The sequence below is a fragment of the Kitasatospora sp. NPDC059973 genome (genome assembly GCF_042737525.1).
GTDB lineage: Bacteria > Actinomycetota > Actinomycetes > Streptomycetales > Streptomycetaceae > Kitasatospora.
Window position 1 is genome coordinate 36,361 of the sequence record NZ_JBHWUI010000010.1, and the last position, 15,107, is coordinate 51,467.

Annotated in this window: 12 protein-coding genes and 1 CRISPR repeat array; of the genes, 2 read left to right on the forward strand and 10 right to left on the reverse strand. The window is 68.4% G+C overall.

Going from position 1 to position 15,107, the window contains the following annotated elements; translation table 11 throughout:
- Positions 1-1,096: 1,096 nt before the first annotated feature.
- On the forward strand, positions 1,097-2,209 hold the full coding sequence (locus tag ACFWA9_RS04820) for an EcsC family protein (RefSeq protein ID WP_380383144.1): 1,113 nt from the start codon (positions 1,097-1,099) through the stop codon (positions 2,207-2,209).
- 402 nt (positions 2,210-2,611) lie between these two features.
- Here the strand turns inward: ACFWA9_RS04820 and ACFWA9_RS04825 are convergent, their stop codons facing one another.
- The 7 genes from ACFWA9_RS04825 to ACFWA9_RS04855 form a co-directional block, all read right to left on the reverse strand.
- Positions 2,612-2,872 carry a hypothetical protein gene (locus ACFWA9_RS04825; protein WP_380383146.1) on the reverse strand — a complete coding sequence of 87 codons (261 nt, stop codon included), beginning with the start codon at positions 2,870-2,872 and terminating at the stop codon, positions 2,612-2,614.
- Positions 2,869-3,219, reverse strand: coding sequence for a hypothetical protein (locus tag ACFWA9_RS04830; protein WP_380383148.1), 351 nt, complete (start codon positions 3,217-3,219; stop codon positions 2,869-2,871). Before ACFWA9_RS04830 ends, ACFWA9_RS04825 begins: the two co-directional genes overlap by 4 nt.
- Before the next feature lie 625 nt (positions 3,220-3,844).
- Entirely contained in the window at positions 3,845-5,533 is a 1,689-nt protein-coding gene (locus tag ACFWA9_RS04835) for a DNA/RNA helicase domain-containing protein (protein WP_380383149.1), read from the reverse strand.
- A gap of 443 nt (positions 5,534-5,976) precedes the next feature.
- Positions 5,977-6,945, reverse strand: a complete 969-nt coding sequence (locus tag ACFWA9_RS04840) for a hypothetical protein (RefSeq protein WP_380383151.1) — start codon at positions 6,943-6,945, stop codon at positions 5,977-5,979.
- Between the two features lie 191 nt (positions 6,946-7,136).
- The gene (locus ACFWA9_RS04845; RefSeq protein WP_380383153.1) at positions 7,137-8,135 is read right to left on the reverse strand and encodes a hypothetical protein; all 999 of its coding nucleotides are present in this window, start codon (positions 8,133-8,135) and stop codon (positions 7,137-7,139) included.
- Positions 8,136-8,142: 7 nt separating this feature from the next.
- On the reverse strand, positions 8,143-8,499 hold the full coding sequence (locus tag ACFWA9_RS04850; protein WP_380383155.1) for a nucleotide pyrophosphohydrolase: 357 nt from the start codon (positions 8,497-8,499) through the stop codon (positions 8,143-8,145).
- A gap of 350 nt (positions 8,500-8,849) precedes the next feature.
- Positions 8,850-10,124, reverse strand: a complete 1,275-nt coding sequence (locus ACFWA9_RS04855) for a hypothetical protein (RefSeq protein WP_380383156.1) — start codon at positions 10,122-10,124, stop codon at positions 8,850-8,852.
- A gap of 360 nt (positions 10,125-10,484) precedes the next feature.
- Here ACFWA9_RS04855 and ACFWA9_RS04860 point away from each other — a divergent pair, with 360 nt between their 5' ends.
- Positions 10,485-11,294: an alpha/beta hydrolase gene (locus tag ACFWA9_RS04860; protein WP_380383158.1), complete on the forward strand. Its 810-nt coding sequence runs from the start codon at positions 10,485-10,487 to the stop codon at positions 11,292-11,294.
- Here ACFWA9_RS04860 and ACFWA9_RS04865 read toward each other — a convergent pair.
- From ACFWA9_RS04865 to ACFWA9_RS04875, 3 genes are all read right to left on the reverse strand, one after another.
- On the reverse strand, positions 11,291-11,614 hold the full coding sequence (locus ACFWA9_RS04865; protein WP_380383160.1) for a hypothetical protein: 324 nt from the start codon (positions 11,612-11,614) through the stop codon (positions 11,291-11,293). The genes ACFWA9_RS04860 and ACFWA9_RS04865 overlap by 4 nt on opposite strands.
- Positions 11,614-11,847 carry a hypothetical protein gene (locus ACFWA9_RS04870; protein ID WP_380383162.1) on the reverse strand — a complete coding sequence of 78 codons (234 nt, stop codon included), beginning with the start codon at positions 11,845-11,847 and terminating at the stop codon, positions 11,614-11,616. Before ACFWA9_RS04870 ends, ACFWA9_RS04865 begins: the two co-directional genes overlap by 1 nt.
- Before the next feature lie 665 nt (positions 11,848-12,512).
- Complete coding sequence (locus tag ACFWA9_RS04875) at positions 12,513-13,487, reverse strand: trypsin-like serine peptidase (protein WP_380383164.1); 975 nt, start codon at positions 13,485-13,487, stop codon at positions 12,513-12,515.
- A gap of 1,320 nt (positions 13,488-14,807) precedes the next feature.
- Positions 14,808-15,080: direct repeats of the CRISPR family, unit length 29 nt; unit sequence CGGCTGACCCCCGCGCCTGCGGGGAGGAC.
- Positions 15,081-15,107: the final 27 nt, after the last annotated feature.

Genomic DNA, 15,107 nt, shown 5'->3' on the forward strand with positions numbered 1-15,107 from the left:
GCCTGTCCGGCCATCAACCCGGAGATCGCGCCACCCTTGAGTTTTTGCATGATTGTCCGGACATCAGTGCAAAAACGTCCCTTCCATCCGGACCATTCAGGCTGGTCACCGCGCCTCTTCCGGCGAACGTCGGCAACCGGATCGGCCCCCGCGTCCGGCCCGAGTCCATCGCGACTCGTCGCACCGCCCCGGAAGAGCCGACAGATTGGTATCTGCTCTCCCGGTCGCAGCCCACGAACAACCCGGGACCACGGCCGTGCACCGTTGCAGCGGAGCCGGCCCGCCGGCCGACAGGCCGGCCGCGGTGTGGGGGACACCGCAGGAGGTGTCCCCCACACCGCGGACACGCCGACAGTCGGCGGCCGCCTCCAGCAGCTCACGGAGTCCTCTCCGGCGCCGACGCGGCGAGCCGGCTCCAGTACCCACACCAGTTCCTCCACCACCAGTTCCTCCACGCCCTTGTTCACGGCCAGGTCCAACCTCGTTCCTCCGGTCCTTCGCCCCGGCCGAGATGGTCGAGGTGCTGCCGCGGGCGGCTACCGCTTCAGCCAGGCGTGGAGTGCCCGGTAGGCGGCTCCGCCAGCGGTGACGGTGAGGGCCACAGTCAGGCCTCCGAGAAATCCGAGGGCGCGGCGTAAAGGAGCCCGTTCACCGGGTCACCCCCACGCAGGCGGGGTTCAGCCGGAGCTCGGGATCTACGCCTGGGGTGCGGAGGGGTCGTCCCCGCACCTGCTGGCGATCGGGCGTGGCAGGATGCCGGTACTCCTTCGCAAGTCCTGCGGTGTGGAGGAAGTAGTCGTACCACTCGCCGTGCGCACTGGCTGGTCGACTCGGTGTCAGGACATCCGGACCGCGCGGTCGTACAGCGGGCAGACCCGCTCCGCAGGGTCTCACCACGACGTTGACCTCCTCCCCCGCGCCCGCAGGGATGGTCCCCCCGCGCAGTTCGGTCGGACCGGCCCCACCTTCTGCTCGCCGCGTCCGCATCAGCCGATGTGGGCGTTCGCGGAGGCCGAGGTGACCTTGTACTTGTACCGGTTCCCGATAACTTCCCATCCCCCCGCTCGGCTCCAGCGGCAGCGCCTACGATCTCGGTGTGACTGAACCCTCGAACTACGAGCTTGAAGCGTGGCGTGACATCCAGCGTTTCAAGGACCGCCCGCTGTCCCGGAGAATGGGCGAGGCCGGCGAACAACTGGCCGTCGGCGCAGCCAACCTTGGCAGGCACGCGGCTAAGAGGCTGGAAAGCCACCCACGGGCCCTCGCTGCGGTGACACGCGGGCAGGAGATCGTCGCCAAAGGTGCCCAGAAGGCGGGTACGGCCGCGCGCAGTGCCACCGACGCGCTGCCCGACTGGAGCGGCATGGTCGTCCAGTCCACCCAGCAGACGGTGGGGCGGTTGTCGCGTGCGGGGCTGACCCCCGCGCGGGTGGTGAAGCGGCATCAGAAGCGCGGCCACGAGGTGTCGTCGCTGGCCGACCTTCGCCGGCTCGATCTAGAGCAGATCGACGCGGTGCGGGGCCGCGCGGCGAGTTGGTACTACCCGGCTGCTGCAGCGCTATCGGGGGCGACAGCGGGGCTAATGATTTCGGGTGGGGAGATGGCCGTCGCAGCCTCCGCAGGAGTTGCGGCAGCGCCCTCGGGAGGCGTGATCGCGGGCGCCCTCGCTGGCGACGCGGCGATTGTCCTCGGATTGGCGTCCCGCGTGGTCGGCCATGTGTCGCTGTTCTATGGCTACGACCCCGAGTCGGCCGCTGAGAAGCTGTTCGGGATGTCCGTGGTCAACGCCGGCACAGCGGTGTCGGCCTCCGCAAAAGTCGCAGCGATGGGCGACATATCCCGGCTCACCCAGGCACTTGTACGAGGTAAGGCGTGGGATGTCCTGAGCGAGTCCGTGGTCACCAGGGTCTCTTCGGCGTTCGCTGCAGCATTCGGCATACGCCTTACGAAGAAAGGCCTCGGCAAGGTCGTTCCCGGAGTCGGAATTCTTGTGGGCAGCACCCTCAACTGGACCATGCTGGAGCGGATTGTCGACACCGCTGACATGGCCTACCGGCGCCGCTTTCTCATCGAGAAGTACCCGCATCTCGGCGACGAGGAGGCGACCGGTTCATTCCCCGACACCGCCGAGGACGGCGTGGACTCGGCTGACAGGCCGATCAGCGTCCTCGCTGAACTCGCCAAGGCAGGCGGACCCGACCTTCCCTGACGGTTATCTCCGCATGCGTGGGGATAACCCACCGTGCAGTTGGCGGCGAGAGCCACGCGCACTGCTCCCCGCGCCCGCGGGGGCTCTGCAACTGCGGGCCGCAGTAACCTCCCACAAGTGCTTCCTTCTCGCACCCGGAGCGAGGCAGCCGAATCGATCTGGCCGGACAGCAGGCTCTCATCCTCCCTACGCCCCCAGGGGGCCGGGCATCCGGTGGGGCAGTGAATCACGTGATGCGCTGTCCACCTCCCTCCGCCCGCGGGCTTCAGCTGGTGATGACTCGCCGGACCGGGGCCACCCCTGCGTCGTCTCCGCAGCCGCGGGAGCAGCTGAGTTGTCTCGCCGAAGCCTGCCCGAGGCGGTAGAGGTCGTTGGCCTCACCGGCGTCCCGGCGGTGGGTGCTCAGGATGTCGGTGGTGGTGTGACCTGGCAGACGATGACGAGGTCCAGGCGCGGGACCACGTAGTAGGCGAGCATGCCGCCGGCGACGTCGAGGTAGCGCATCGGTTCGCCACTGCCCTGGTAGGTGGCGCCGTCGAGGTAGAGCGCTTCCGCGGCGCGGACGAGTTCGCCAGCCCGCTGTTCGACGGCGGCGAGGAAGTCGGCTGGTGCTCCAGCGGTGACGTGCTGCTTGCTGGGGACGTACTCCCAGCTCCAGGTCACTCGTTCACCGCCGCGTAGGCGGCGCGATAGAGCTCGGCGACGGTGGTGGCGTGCTCGCGACACTCGGCAATGCTGGCGGCATGGTTCGCGAGGTAGTTTGCCCGGTGGTAGGCCTGCGCGGTGGCTGGGAAGCGTTCGATCTCGACGACGGCGGCCCAGTGGGTGACGAACGAGCGGATCGGCTGGACGCTGCCCGTGGCGATGGCCTCGGCCATCGCCCTTGTCTGCCCGTCGATCATCTCCGGGAGGCGGTCTGCAGCTACGACGGCTAGCGCGGCCTTGAGCGCGGCCGGACTCCGCTCGGGCCGCGGGATGAGCTCGACGCCGTCCTGGACAGGCTGACTCATGGCGGCACTCCTCTCCTCGGGTGCGAGGCTACCTCCTCTCCCTCGGCGTGTCGTCCAGCCGCATCCGGTCTTGAGGCGGCGCCTTCTCGCCTCTATGCGCCGGTGGAGGTCACGGCCACCGACTTTGCCGAAGTCCGCGCCCTTCACCAAAATTCCTTCTCCTGGAATTAAAAGCCGACGTAGCGACGAATCGACGCGAAGAGCGATGATACCAAAGTTCTCGTATCGAGAGCCTCGTCAATGGCGGCGTGTCGACGGACAAAACAGCCCTCTGAACCTCCCTACTAGAAGCTTTGGAGATCAGTTCGGAATATAGTATGCCCAGCTGGTTTTGTGAATTTATGGACGGCTTGCAATGTATATACTTTGCATTCCCGTGTGAGCGGGGGTCAGCCGCCTCTAGTTGGCAGGTTGGAGGGTTGTTGTGCCGACTTCCCCGCGTGAGCGGGGGTCAGCCGGCGCTTCACCCTGCGCTGGAGGACTGATGACGGTCCTCCAGCGCAGGCGGGGGTCAGCCGCGCGCCGCCGTCGGCACCGCGAGCGGGGGTCAGCCAGCCTCGTTCACCAGCCCGATCGACCCCTACCGGCCCTCCCCGCAGGCGGACCTCCCCACCACCGATCATGATCACGGGGTACTGAAAGGAACCAGCTGACGCAGTCGCGCTTGGGTTTCTGGGTCGGTGGAGTACAGGAGGGTTCCGGACATGCCGCGGGTGAGGAGGACCTTGTAGGTGTTGCGGACCAGGCGGAGGAAGGTGGTGGGGTCGGTGCGGCTGAGCGCGGGGTCCCTGCTGGCCCGAGGGTTGGGGATCCAGCGGTCCTGGCGCCAGACGAGGTCGTCTCCGAGGATGACGCCGTTCCAGTCGTACTCGAAGCCCTGGGCGGTGTAGATGCAGCCGACCTGGCCGAAGCCGTCGGGGTCGGTGGCCCACAGCCAGGACGGGGGGACGCCGTCGAGGCGGGACTCACCGCGCAGGTTCCACGGCTTGCGCCAGGAGCCGATCGTGATGTCGTCGACGAGACGGCCGCGGTGCGGGTCGCTCCATGGCCAGCAGAAGCCGGCCGTGATGCGAGCGGTGAGGTACTGCGCCTCCTTGGCCTCCAGGAGGTCTTCCATCTGCTGGGGAGAGTCGACCACTCGGACATGGAAGGTCCGCTCGTCGGCCCATTCGGTGGCGGGCTCGTCGATGAGCTGCAGAAGGCGCAGGACCCACTGTTCGTAGGCGCGGCTGCCGCCGTTGCGGAACTGTTCGTTGAGGTCGATGTGGCGTGGGCGCAGGCCTCGGGCGGCGGCGGCCTGGTCGATCGCGTTGCGGCTGCCCATCTCTTCGGGGCGTACGACTTGGTGGTCGTCCAGGAGGAAGACGGGGACGCGGGCGGCGTCGAGGAGTTCGTCGATCTGGCGTACCCCGCGGTGGCGCACGGAGTGGGCGCGGATGCGGTGGGCCTCGTCGCAGATCAGCGCGTCCAGTCCGTTCTTGGGGGCGTCGGCGAAGTTCATGAAGTAGCCGAAGAGCTTGCGGACGCGGGGGTCTTCGGTGCCGACGGCGTGGTGGAGGGTGCGGGTGAAGGACCTGGATCCGGTGGCGTGGACCACGGTGTGGCGGTCGTGGGCAAGGTGGCGCATCAGGTGCAGGGCGATGACGCTTTTGCCGGAGCCGGGGCCGCCGGTGACGATGAGGACTTCTTTGCTGTCCGCTTCGCGGGCCTTCTTCACCGCGCGGCGGACCAGGGAGACAGCGACCTGCTGTTGGTCGAGCAGCACGAACCGGTCGGCGTGCAGGATCTCTTCCGCGGTCGCGCGCAGCAGGGGGCGGCTGGGTGCCAGGGGGCTGTCGACGAGTTCGTCGGCGGCCGCGGTGCCGTGGGCGGGTGAGAGGCGCGACTGCAGAAAGGTGATCAGCTGATCGCGGGTGCTGTGCGTGAACAGGCGCCCGTGGCGGTCGGGTTCCAGGGCGAGGAGGTCGGCCACATCGGTGGTACTGGCGTTGTGGAGGTAGGCGACGCCGGCCACGGCGTCGGGTTCCGCGTCCAGGACGGTGGTGAAGTCCTGCAGGTACTGGCAGTAGCGCCGTACCTGGGCGACCGGATGCAGGAAGGCCCGGTTGTTGTTGCCGGCCCCTGGCAGGCAGAGGTCCTCGGCGTCGGGCAGAGCCCGGGCATGGGTCCACTGCTTGAGCTCGACGACGACGTAGGACGGCTGGGACGTTTGGGGGTGCCAGCCGGCCAGCACCACGTCGGCCCGCAGACTGGACAGGGCAAGCCGGTACTCGATCAGTACCTCGACATTCTGCAGCCCGGCCTCGTCGAGCACTCGGGCCAGAACGGGGAGACTGTTGCGCCAGGACCGTATCTCCCCGTCCTCGAGTCGGCCCAGTCGCGCCTGCCGGTGACACTGGGCCAGGTCGTCGGCCAACGTTTTCTGGTGACAGCGGTCGACGAACTCACGCGCGGGCATGCGTAGTAGCGGCATCGTCGTCTCCTCGGTCGAGTGCGTTTCATGAAGGAGCGCGGGTGGTCCCCCGCGCGGATTGCGCCAGGACACTCCACAGGCGGCGCCTCGCGGAGAGGTGGGTTGGTCCCGGCCCGGCTGTGCGCGCCGCAGCGGCCCCCAAGCGGTGGCCATCTGCGCGGCTTGGATCTGTTTCCCGCTCGGGGACCGCTACGGCAGCCCCCGCCTGCGCGGGAGGGCGAACACCTCCGCCCCGAGCCGGGCCGCGATGACGCTTACCGTCGTGCTGCCCGCCGTCACCACGGTTAGCACAGCATGTGTCGTCCTGCTCTGACGAGCGAAGGGTCGAGTTTCTGGCGGCAGACCCTGCAGAGCAACGGGTCCCGCTGTCGTGGTGCGGGTGGGCTGCTCCGGGTCGAACGCCACTGATCTTGCCCGCCGACAGCGCGGAGGCGGCCCTCCTGGGCAGCTGCTCCGCAGACCTCTTGGAGAGCCTGGTGAAGGGAGGCCCTGAGCGGCTCCGGCAGAACAAGGCCCGTCCGATCGAGTCCAAGGTCGTTGAGGCGAAGGTGATGCGGCTCGAGGACGTCCCCGGGGCACGGCGGATGGTGGCTCGCGTAGACGGACAGATCGTCCTGGTCCCACCATCGCACCGGACGGGGCTGGTGCGGCTTCCCGAACAGGGCACCGACCATACCGGTGAACACGTCGAGCGACCAGATCGGCACGGCCTTCTCGAGAAGCGCTCGCGGTACGGGCGTTCCCGGTCGCCAGAACCAGATGTCGCGGGCGCCGGCTGTCCGGTGGCTCCGGTGACGGTCCCGCCAGGCGAGGTCGGTCAGGACCGTGCGCGGGAGTTCGACGGCAACGGCGGTGCCGTCCGTCAGGCGCACGGTGACGTCCGCCCGCGGGCTGTCGCCGGAGTTCCAGAGTTCGGCACGTACCGAGTGAACAGTGTGCCGGCTTCGGGCCCACCGGGTCAGAAGGTGCTTCGCCGAGACCTGCCACACCAGCTCGCGGTGATGACCCCCCTCCGGCCCGGTGTCCGCGGGATGGACGAAATGACCGGCGCCCCGCCCTGCGAGGCTGTGACCCACCCGTAGCGGGACCCTGGTGCCGACCGGGGCGTCGACCCCGTGGAAGCAGAAGAAGCACACCAGCGACTCCGCCCGGCCGGCGCCCATCGCACGCCATGCCTCCAGCGGCCGATCCGTCACGTGCACCTCCCGCCAGCTGTCGAGGTCGAAGCCGATGACCTGCGGATCGTCCTGCATCTGAACCTCCCTGTCGCCTCGTGGTCCCCGCAGCGAGGGCCGGCACCCGTCCGGGCGCCCGCCCGATGGCCGGTGCCAAGGGCGTTGCCGGCACCGCACCGCCCGCGCGGTGGCACCGTCACGTTCCGGCCTCCCGCGAATTCACCGGCCGCCCTGCGGGCACGGAACACCCGGGCCCGGCACGACGGCAACTACACGGGTGTTCCCGCCTTGAACGTGTGGGCGCGGTGCCAGCGGAAATGGGGCTCGCGGTCCGCGGTCCACCACGGCACCGCCCGCCCGGCGAGCTGCTCGACATGCTCATGGAGGGCGGGCACAGTGTGCGCGAGAGGGCTGACCTGGAGGACGCCGCCCGCGACGACGGTGACGTAACCGCGCTCGTAGAGGCTGTCGCACCCGAGGCTGCAGGCGAGCATGGCGATGTTCGCGAAGTCCCGCTTCTCCTCGTCGGTGCACACAGCACGCTTCTTTATGTGCGCGGCGACCAGCAACGCCGCCGGCAGGACGCGCCCGCACAGGGCGCACTGCCCGGTGTGGCCGGGCAGCAGGTGGCGCTTGAGAGCGGCCTGCTCACCGCGGTACGCGCGCAGCGCGGTGCGCTCCAGTTCGCCGTCGAAGCCGACGGCGGCCGCCGCTTCCGCCTGCGGGTCCGGGGCCGGAGCGCTGCTGGTGTCGGCGGTGGAGGGTTCGAGGCTGAGGTAGGTCTGGAGGGCCTCGCTGTCGCTGTGGTCGAGGATGTAGATGCCCTGGATGTTGCGGTTGGGCTTCCACGAGAGCAACTGGCGGATTTCCTCGACGGTGATGTCCAGGCCCTGGGTGCCGGAGAGGGCGTACATGTACTCCCAGGTCTGGTCGTTGTGGTTGCGCCCCCAGAGGCGCTCGGCGAGCTTCTCGTCGCGCCACAGCAGCGCGATCGTGCCGGCGAAGTAGATCTTCTTGTCCCCGCTGAAGAGCGCGAAGTCCCCCGCGCTCATCTTCTGGACCTTGGAGACGTTCACGTTCTTCTTGCCCGGCACGACACCCCACATCCGGGCCGTCCCCTCCGGAAACAGCTGCCCCAGGCGGTCGCGGACGTCGGGAGCGAGGAGGTCCGCGTGGTCGGCGAAGGTCACCGGGGAGGCGATGGTGTCGAGGTAGTGCTGGTTGACGTCCTTGTCCGACCTGGCGGCCGGTTGCAGCACGATGCGCATGTGGTGGTCATCCCCCCAGTTCCGTGTACTTGTCGGCGCGTCCGTAAGCGAGGTGGACCGGGTACTTCGCACGGTTGGCCGCGATCTTCTCGGTGAGCGCCTGCTCGAGGTCGATACCGAGGACGTCCGCCAGCCTCAGCAGGTAGGCGAACACGTCCGCGACTTCCTTCCGGACCCGCTGACCACGCTCCGGATCATTCATGACCACGGACGACTGCTTCGGCGTCAGCCACTGGAACAGCTCCAGCAGTTCTCCCGCCTCCCCGCCGAGGGCCATCGCCAGGTTCTTCGGCGTATGGAACTGCTCCCAGTCCCGTTCGGCCGCGAACGCGGCCAGCTCCCGCTGCAGTGAGCCGATCGTCATGGGGATGATCTATAGCAGCCGCCTCCGACAGTACGCCAACGGCCCGCACCCGCCCGCGGTAGCGGACCGTCACATACGGCTGCCACAGATCGTCCCCACGTATCGGTTCGAAGGAATCGTCGACGAAGCGGCCGCCGCCGTCGCCCGCCCCGGCTTCTTCCCGGCATGCGAGCAGCGCTTCACCTCCCTGTACGAACACCACCCGGCGAACAGGAAGCACGCAGCTGGCGGCGGAGTTGCCGTCCACGATGAGCACGGGTGTCCTTGGCGAACCGCTTGGGGGCTGGAGCGAGACGCCACCGGCCCCGGGAACGGGGCCGGTGGCGTGCTCGATCGGTAGACCGGCCACTTCACCGCCCGGCCAACTGGGCCCTGCATGGGGCGCAGGCGTGGATGCCGTTGTCGCCGTAGCGGTTGATCGGGGCTCCGCAGCCGGCGCACGGTCCGATCTGCCAGGGCTGGCAGCCGTGTGCGAAGGCGGCGTCGAGGCGCTCGGCCTGGGTAGCGGCGAGTCGGCGGTCCTGGCGGGGTACGGTGAACAGCCGTCTGGGGACGTCGTCGAAGGTGTGCAGGCCGGTGCCGGCGGAGTTGCCGCGTCGCGGGCGGGGGTCGTTGAAGGTGAAGGTTTCCTCGCCGTAGCGGCAGGTGGCGTCGAGCTCTTGGTGGGTGTAGGTGATGTCGGCGTCCCGGGCCTGGGGTTCGGCGGGAGCGTCTTCGTCCTTGTCGGGGCCGAACATGTCGTGCCAGCTGTCGCGATCCGCGGCGGGGACCCACATCCGGGAGACGTGGCGCGGGTCGCGCTGACTTGGGATCCGCATGGGGACGAAGTCTCCGCTGGCGCTGTCGACGACGAGCCGGTCGACCTCGGTGGGCGGCTTCGCGGGCAGGCACAGGGCGGGCAGGAACCACTCGGCGTGGAACCGGCCGCAGGCGCTGCCGTTCTCGGGGCAGGGCCGGAGGCTGCTCGGCAGGCACTTCCACTGCTGCAGGTGACGGACGCCGGCGCGGACCACCATCGCGAGTGGGGAGGCGATCTCCTTCCAGCTGAAGTCGTCGACGCGGGCCCACGGCGCGCGTTCGATCACCGCCGAGCGGTCGGTGTTGGTCACCCACAGCGGGACGATGCCGTGTTCGGCGGCCGTGCGGGAGCGGCGGCGGACGGTGTCGGCGCTGATCGGCGAGTACTGGGCCTCCCAGCCGATCCTGCGGCCTCCGTCACCGGTGACGAGGACGTCGGTGCGGATCCGGCCGTCGCTCGCGCGGGCCTCGACCTGCGCGTCGAGGCCGTGGCGTTCGGCGGCGCGCGCGATCCGTTCCTTCATCGCCTTGTGCTTCGCGCTCTCCTCCGCGGTGGGGGTGTGGCGCACAGGCAGGTGGGCGGCCACCCAGGTGGTGTGGCCGCCGACTGTCCTTCGGCGGATCGTCATCCAGGGGGAGCGGCCGTCCTCCTCGGCCTGGCAGGCTCCTTCGCGGTGGTGTTCCAGACATTCCAGGAGTTCCCGCTCGCGCCGGTCGATCGGTGCGGTGATCTCTTCGAGGAGGCCGGGACGGTTCGGATGGTCGAGGTCGGGCAGGGTCAGGTTGATCTCGATGCCGTACCCGGTGTGAAAAACGCCGTTCGCCATCTTCGGAGAATAGAAACGAAATCTGGCAATTTAAACACCGCTGCGAATGTTTGGAATCGTCGAAGGTATTCTCGAACAACAGGCGCCCCACTATCAACAATCCCGCGAATGCGTTCGATAACTGCCATGGCCGCCTGTCCGCCGCCCACCGGACGGAACCGGCCACAAGCAGCCGACCGGCCCCCGTTCGTCCGTCCTCCCCGCGCAGGCGGGGATGGTCGCTCCAGCTGGTTGACCTCTGGACGCTCAGTGGGGCCCAGCCAAGGGACGTGTAAAAGGGGCCATGACGTGATCTTGGAAGTGTCGGTCGGCCTGTAGCGTCCCTGCCCCGACGCCCCGTGGGGTGGCTACCATCTGCTTATGGTCGATCACGAGACGGCGTTCCAGTCCCTGGACGGTACCGCGTTGTTCGGCACCGTCTGCGCGGCGGAGGCGCCGGGCGGGATGGCGGTGCTGGTCCACGGGTCGGGGGTGACCCGGGAGGAGGGCGGCTTCTTCACGCGCCTGGCCGCCGGGCTGGCCGCCTCCGGGGTGACCAGTCTGCGGTTCGACCTGCGGGCGCACGGGGCCAGTGGCGGGCGGGAGGCCGAGCTGACGATCGCCTCGGTGACCAACGACATCCGCGCGGCCGGCGACCACCTGCGCGAGCGGACCGGCCAGCAGGGTCCGGTGCACATGATCGCCGCCTCGTTCTCGGGTGGTGCCGCCGCACTGCACGCCGCCCACCGGCCGGGCGACGTCGACAAGCTGGTACTGCTGAACCCGCGGCTGGACTACAAGGAGCGGTACGTCACCTCCCGGCCGGGCTGGTCGCACGACTACCTGGCCGGGGACATGGCGGTCCGGTTGGAGGAGCAGGGTTTTACCGAGAAGTCGCCGTTCGAGCTGAACCGGGCCCTGCTGAACGAGGTCTTCTACCTGGACACCCCGGCGATCCTGGCTGCGGTCCGGTCGCCGGTGCTGATGGTGCACGGCACCGCGGACACCTTCGTGCCCATCGAGTCGTCCCGCTGGCACCGGCCGATGTTCGGCGGGCGGGTGGAGCTGGTGGAACTGGACGGCGCCCAGCACGGCTTCGCCGTCCACGACGATCCGCAGTACCTCCACCCGAAGTCGCAGGCGTGGCAGCGCGAGGTCATCGAGAAGGTGAGCACCTTCCTGGCCGGTTAGGCCACCGCCGGCTCGTCGAGCCGTTGGCGGAACTCGGCTACGGCCGGGCCCTCGGCGTACGGCGCGAGGTGGTCGGCGGTGCGGTGCAGCTCGGTGAGGGCCTGCCCGAAGCGGGCGTCGGCGGCGAGTGCCAGAGCCTGGAGCGCGGCCGTGGCGGCCTCGTCCGGTTCACCGGCTGCCACCAGGGCGCCGGAGTACTGGGCGATGAAGAACGCGCGGTCGCGCGGCGCGAACTCCCCGGTGACCAGGTGCTGGCGGAACAGGCCGACCGCACGGTGGCTCTGCCCGGCCTCCCGGTAGCAGATCGCGCTCTGCACCATCAGGCGCTCTGATCCAGACCGGCAACGGGCTGCGCGTCCAGGGCGGCAACGTTGACGTGGGCTACGGCCTTGTGAAGGACAGCAGCAGTTGGACGCCGATCACGTTCAAGCGCGGTTGCTCGCAGCTTGGCGGCTGGCAGTCCGCCACGGTGAAGAAGCGGCCCGACGGGATGGTTGCCCTGCGCGGCATCGTGTTCGGTTCCGGTGGGCGTAACCGACAACGTGATCGGCATCGACGACCCCAACCTCCGCCCGAAGGCTGGCGAAGTCTTCCCCCGTCGCCCCCCAAACAACGTTGGCGCCAATCTGTACGTCCAGCCCAACGGCGCCCTGGAAATGGAACACCATCGGCCCGCTCGGCGGCTGGCTGTCTTTCGGCAGCGTGGAGTGGAGCAGCGTCAACTGATCCGCTTCGCGCACAAGGCACGCGGCATGCTCCCGAAGCTGCGAGGTGCACGCGTAGTGGTTTCGCCCGCGGAGCGCGTTCGGTTCCGCCTACTCTGTTGAGGGGGTTGGCTGTTGACGGTTGTGCCGCAGCGACCGCTGGTCGTGTCCGTGCTGCGGTAGCGGGTGCTTCGGGAAGCAACAGAACAGGGGAATCGTGATGGGTGTTGGACGAGCGGGAACAGTCCTGCTGGCACTCGGTGGGGTTCTGGTGGCAGCAGGCGGGGTCACTGCGGTGGCTCTTGCGAGGGACACGGGAGGAGTGGCGGTCCAGGAGAACGTTCCTCTCTCTCCGGAGATGCAGAGGTACGTTGATAACCCAAAGGCGTTCGAGGAATACCTGCGGTCGCATCCGCCTCAGCCACTGATGGGCGAGGTCTCTACAGGCAGGTAGAACACTGAGGCGGGGCTGCGCTGTGTGAGCGCGCAGCCCCGCTGGTGTTCTGCGCGGGTGTCAGTGTGAGTTGAGCCAGTTGATCACGCCGGTGGCGTTTCCTCCGTGATTGGAGGAGTACAGGTAGTTGTCCGTCCAGTTGTTGTTCGCGTCTACCATGCGGTGGCTATTGGCGCCGACGATCTGGCTGTTTCCGCCGAAGTTGATGACGATAGGGCCGCCACTCGCGCCATGGCCCATGTCGCAAGTGAGCCTTAGACGATCGTCAAAGGGGTTCCAGTTTCCTGCGTCGACGGCGTTTCCTTGGCAGTACATGGCCTTCGCTGCGTCGTGGAAGTCCGAGTCGGGCCGACCGTATCCGTTCGCGGGGTAGCCGAGAGAGGTGACGCCGCCGATGTCGGCGGCACCGTTGAAGCGGTACCCGTAGGCGCCGAGCCAGTCCTGCAAGTTCCCGTAGTCGGAGTGCGCATTGACGATCCCGCCGCCGATGTCCCCCCAGAGCCAGTCAGTGTCGTCGGCCCAGGAGGAGGAGACGATGATGGAACGCAGGGGCCAGTATCCCCACGGAGCGGTTTCGTCGTATCCCGGAGCGAAGAGGAAGTTGGAATAGAATCCTCCGCCCTTCCCACTGTGCAGGCAGTGGCCGGCGGTCCAGATTGAGTTCTTGTTACTGGCGACGATGCCAGCAGCAGTGCATGACCCGAGCCTGTCGCTGCCGACGAGGAAGAAGAGTCGGCCAGTGATGTTGATGTCGGGGCCGAGGGGCGAGGCTAGGTCGGAGCGCGAGAGGTCCGTGACCCGGGCTGCGGATGCGAGCGGCGAAGTCTGAGTTCTCTTCGTGTGGGTCCTGAGCGGTGCGACGGCGCTTGCTGCAGCCGTTGCGGCGCCCTGTGGGTTCTTCGTACCGCGTTGCGTCGCCTTCTCGTGTGCCTTGATCGCGGCCTGCTCGGTCACTGCTGGGGCCGGCAGGGGGTTCGCCGATGCTTGGCTGATCCGTTCGGGTGTCCAGAAGTTGAGGACGGTCTGGTCGGACACGGGCGAAGTCCAGGAGGTGACATCGTCTGCAGTGCTAACTACGGCGGTCGACGGTTGAGGAGCAGCCTGGGCAAGACTTGCTCCGGCCAACGACATAGCAAGGACGGTGGCCGCCACGAAGGCACGGCGGATTAACAACTGAAACTCCACTCTCTGTAGAAAGTCTCCAAAGTGCCGTGCGTCCACGGCGCAGTTCAGACCGTAGTAGCGGCCCCTTGATCAAATTGCAACGGAGCTCGCCTTGGCTAGATGGATAGCCGATGTGTCTGAAATCCGCCGGGGGTAGCTATGCATAGAGGCGGGCCTTTGGCTTCTAAGGCCACTTAGCGGTGATCCGGTTGATGTGAGGAATGTGGACAAATCTCGCCCAAATGTCGGATGCATCCAGCCGATTGCACGCGAAGTCGCCGGGCTGGGGTACTGCTTTACCCGGGGACGTCCATTCTGGGGAGGTATGTGCCCTCGTGGCACGGATCGACGAGTGGCCAGGCGTCTCGGCGCCGGCCGCGAGGAATCCCACATGGGCCTGGGGTGCAGGCGTGGAAGTCCGTAGCACAGGAAGCGGCGCGGGGAACGCCCTTTCGGAGTTGCAGTGAGCGCCGACGTTGTGGCAGCTCCAGCGCGCCATCCTCCAGATTCGCGAGGCCAGCGCGACGGCATCGCCGGGCTCCGCGAGAACCTGCGCGCTGACCTCCAGGTCCTGGCCGGCCGGATCGAGCAGGCCGTCGACCAAGGATGTCTGCGTCGCGCATCAGCGCCTGACCGAGCAGCGGCTCGCTGTCCTCGAACGTGATCTCGCAGCCGAGGTCCGGGCCCGGCCAGCAGCCGAGGACTCAGCGGCCGCCGCGAGGCGGTGGCTCCTCGGCGCGTTCGCGGCCCCCTGGTCGTCGCGGCGCTGCAGCTGTGGATGCTGTCGAAGGGCGGCCACCCGTGAACTGCGGCCCGCCCCAGGCCGTAAGCCCGGGCAAGCCGACTCGACGGCCGCCCCGGCCCGCAGGCGCGGGCCGGGGCGGGCCGGCGAACGGTCAGCTCGGGGTTCGCTCGACGCCACCCGTCCAGTCGTCGTCGAAGACGGTCAGGCTTGTCACGGCGAACTTGATCAAGTGTCCGGACCGGTTCAACCTGCTCTTCTCCAACTGGATCACCTCACCGCGAACCACCCGGACCCGTCGCGCGCCTCCGCCAGGCAGACGGCCCCGACCCGGGCGACATCGCCCGGCGCGCGGGCCTCAACCAGACGGGCGATCAGGTCGTCAGACTGCGGAGAATTCTCCCCGCGCATGATGCCGCACGAAGATCCACCAGCCAGGACCAGGCGGCGGGACCATCCCCGCAGGCGCGGGGAGGACCGCCGCATGTGTGGATCTGGGGGGCCTACGTACGGCTGACCCCCGCGCCTGCGGGGAGGACTTCGAGACCGGCAGCTGGTTCTCCCTGCACCACGGCTGACCCCCGCGCCTGCGGGGAGGACCGCTTGGGCCACCATGTCGTCGACGGTGTCGCCGGCTGACCCCCGCGCCTGCGGGGAGGACGGCGGCCGGCCGTTCTCGTAGTTACTGATCGACGGCTGACCCCCGCGCCTGCGGGGAGGACCGGCTGGACGGAGGGCTGACGCCGCCC

Coding starts and splice junctions, on each gene's coding strand:
- ACFWA9_RS04830 (WP_380383148.1), bottom strand. CDS start 3,219: ATGAGTCAGCCTGTCCAGGACGGCGTCGAGCTCATCCCGCGGCCCGAG.
- ACFWA9_RS04840 (WP_380383151.1), bottom strand. CDS start 6,945: ATGCAGGACGATCCGCAGGTCATCGGCTTCGACCTCGACAGCTGGCGG.
- ACFWA9_RS04845 (WP_380383153.1), bottom strand. CDS start 8,135: ATGCGCATCGTGCTGCAACCGGCCGCCAGGTCGGACAAGGACGTCAAC.
- ACFWA9_RS04850 (WP_380383155.1), bottom strand. CDS start 8,499: ATGACGATCGGCTCACTGCAGCGGGAGCTGGCCGCGTTCGCGGCCGAA.
- ACFWA9_RS04855 (WP_380383156.1), bottom strand. CDS start 10,124: ATGGCGAACGGCGTTTTTCACACCGGGTACGGCATCGAGATCAACCTG.
- ACFWA9_RS04860 (WP_380383158.1), top strand. CDS start 10,485: ATGGTCGATCACGAGACGGCGTTCCAGTCCCTGGACGGTACCGCGTTG.
- ACFWA9_RS04865 (WP_380383160.1), bottom strand. CDS start 11,614: ATGGTGCAGAGCGCGATCTGCTACCGGGAGGCCGGGCAGAGCCACCGT.
- ACFWA9_RS04870 (WP_380383162.1), bottom strand. CDS start 11,847: ATGCCGATCACGTTGTCGGTTACGCCCACCGGAACCGAACACGATGCC.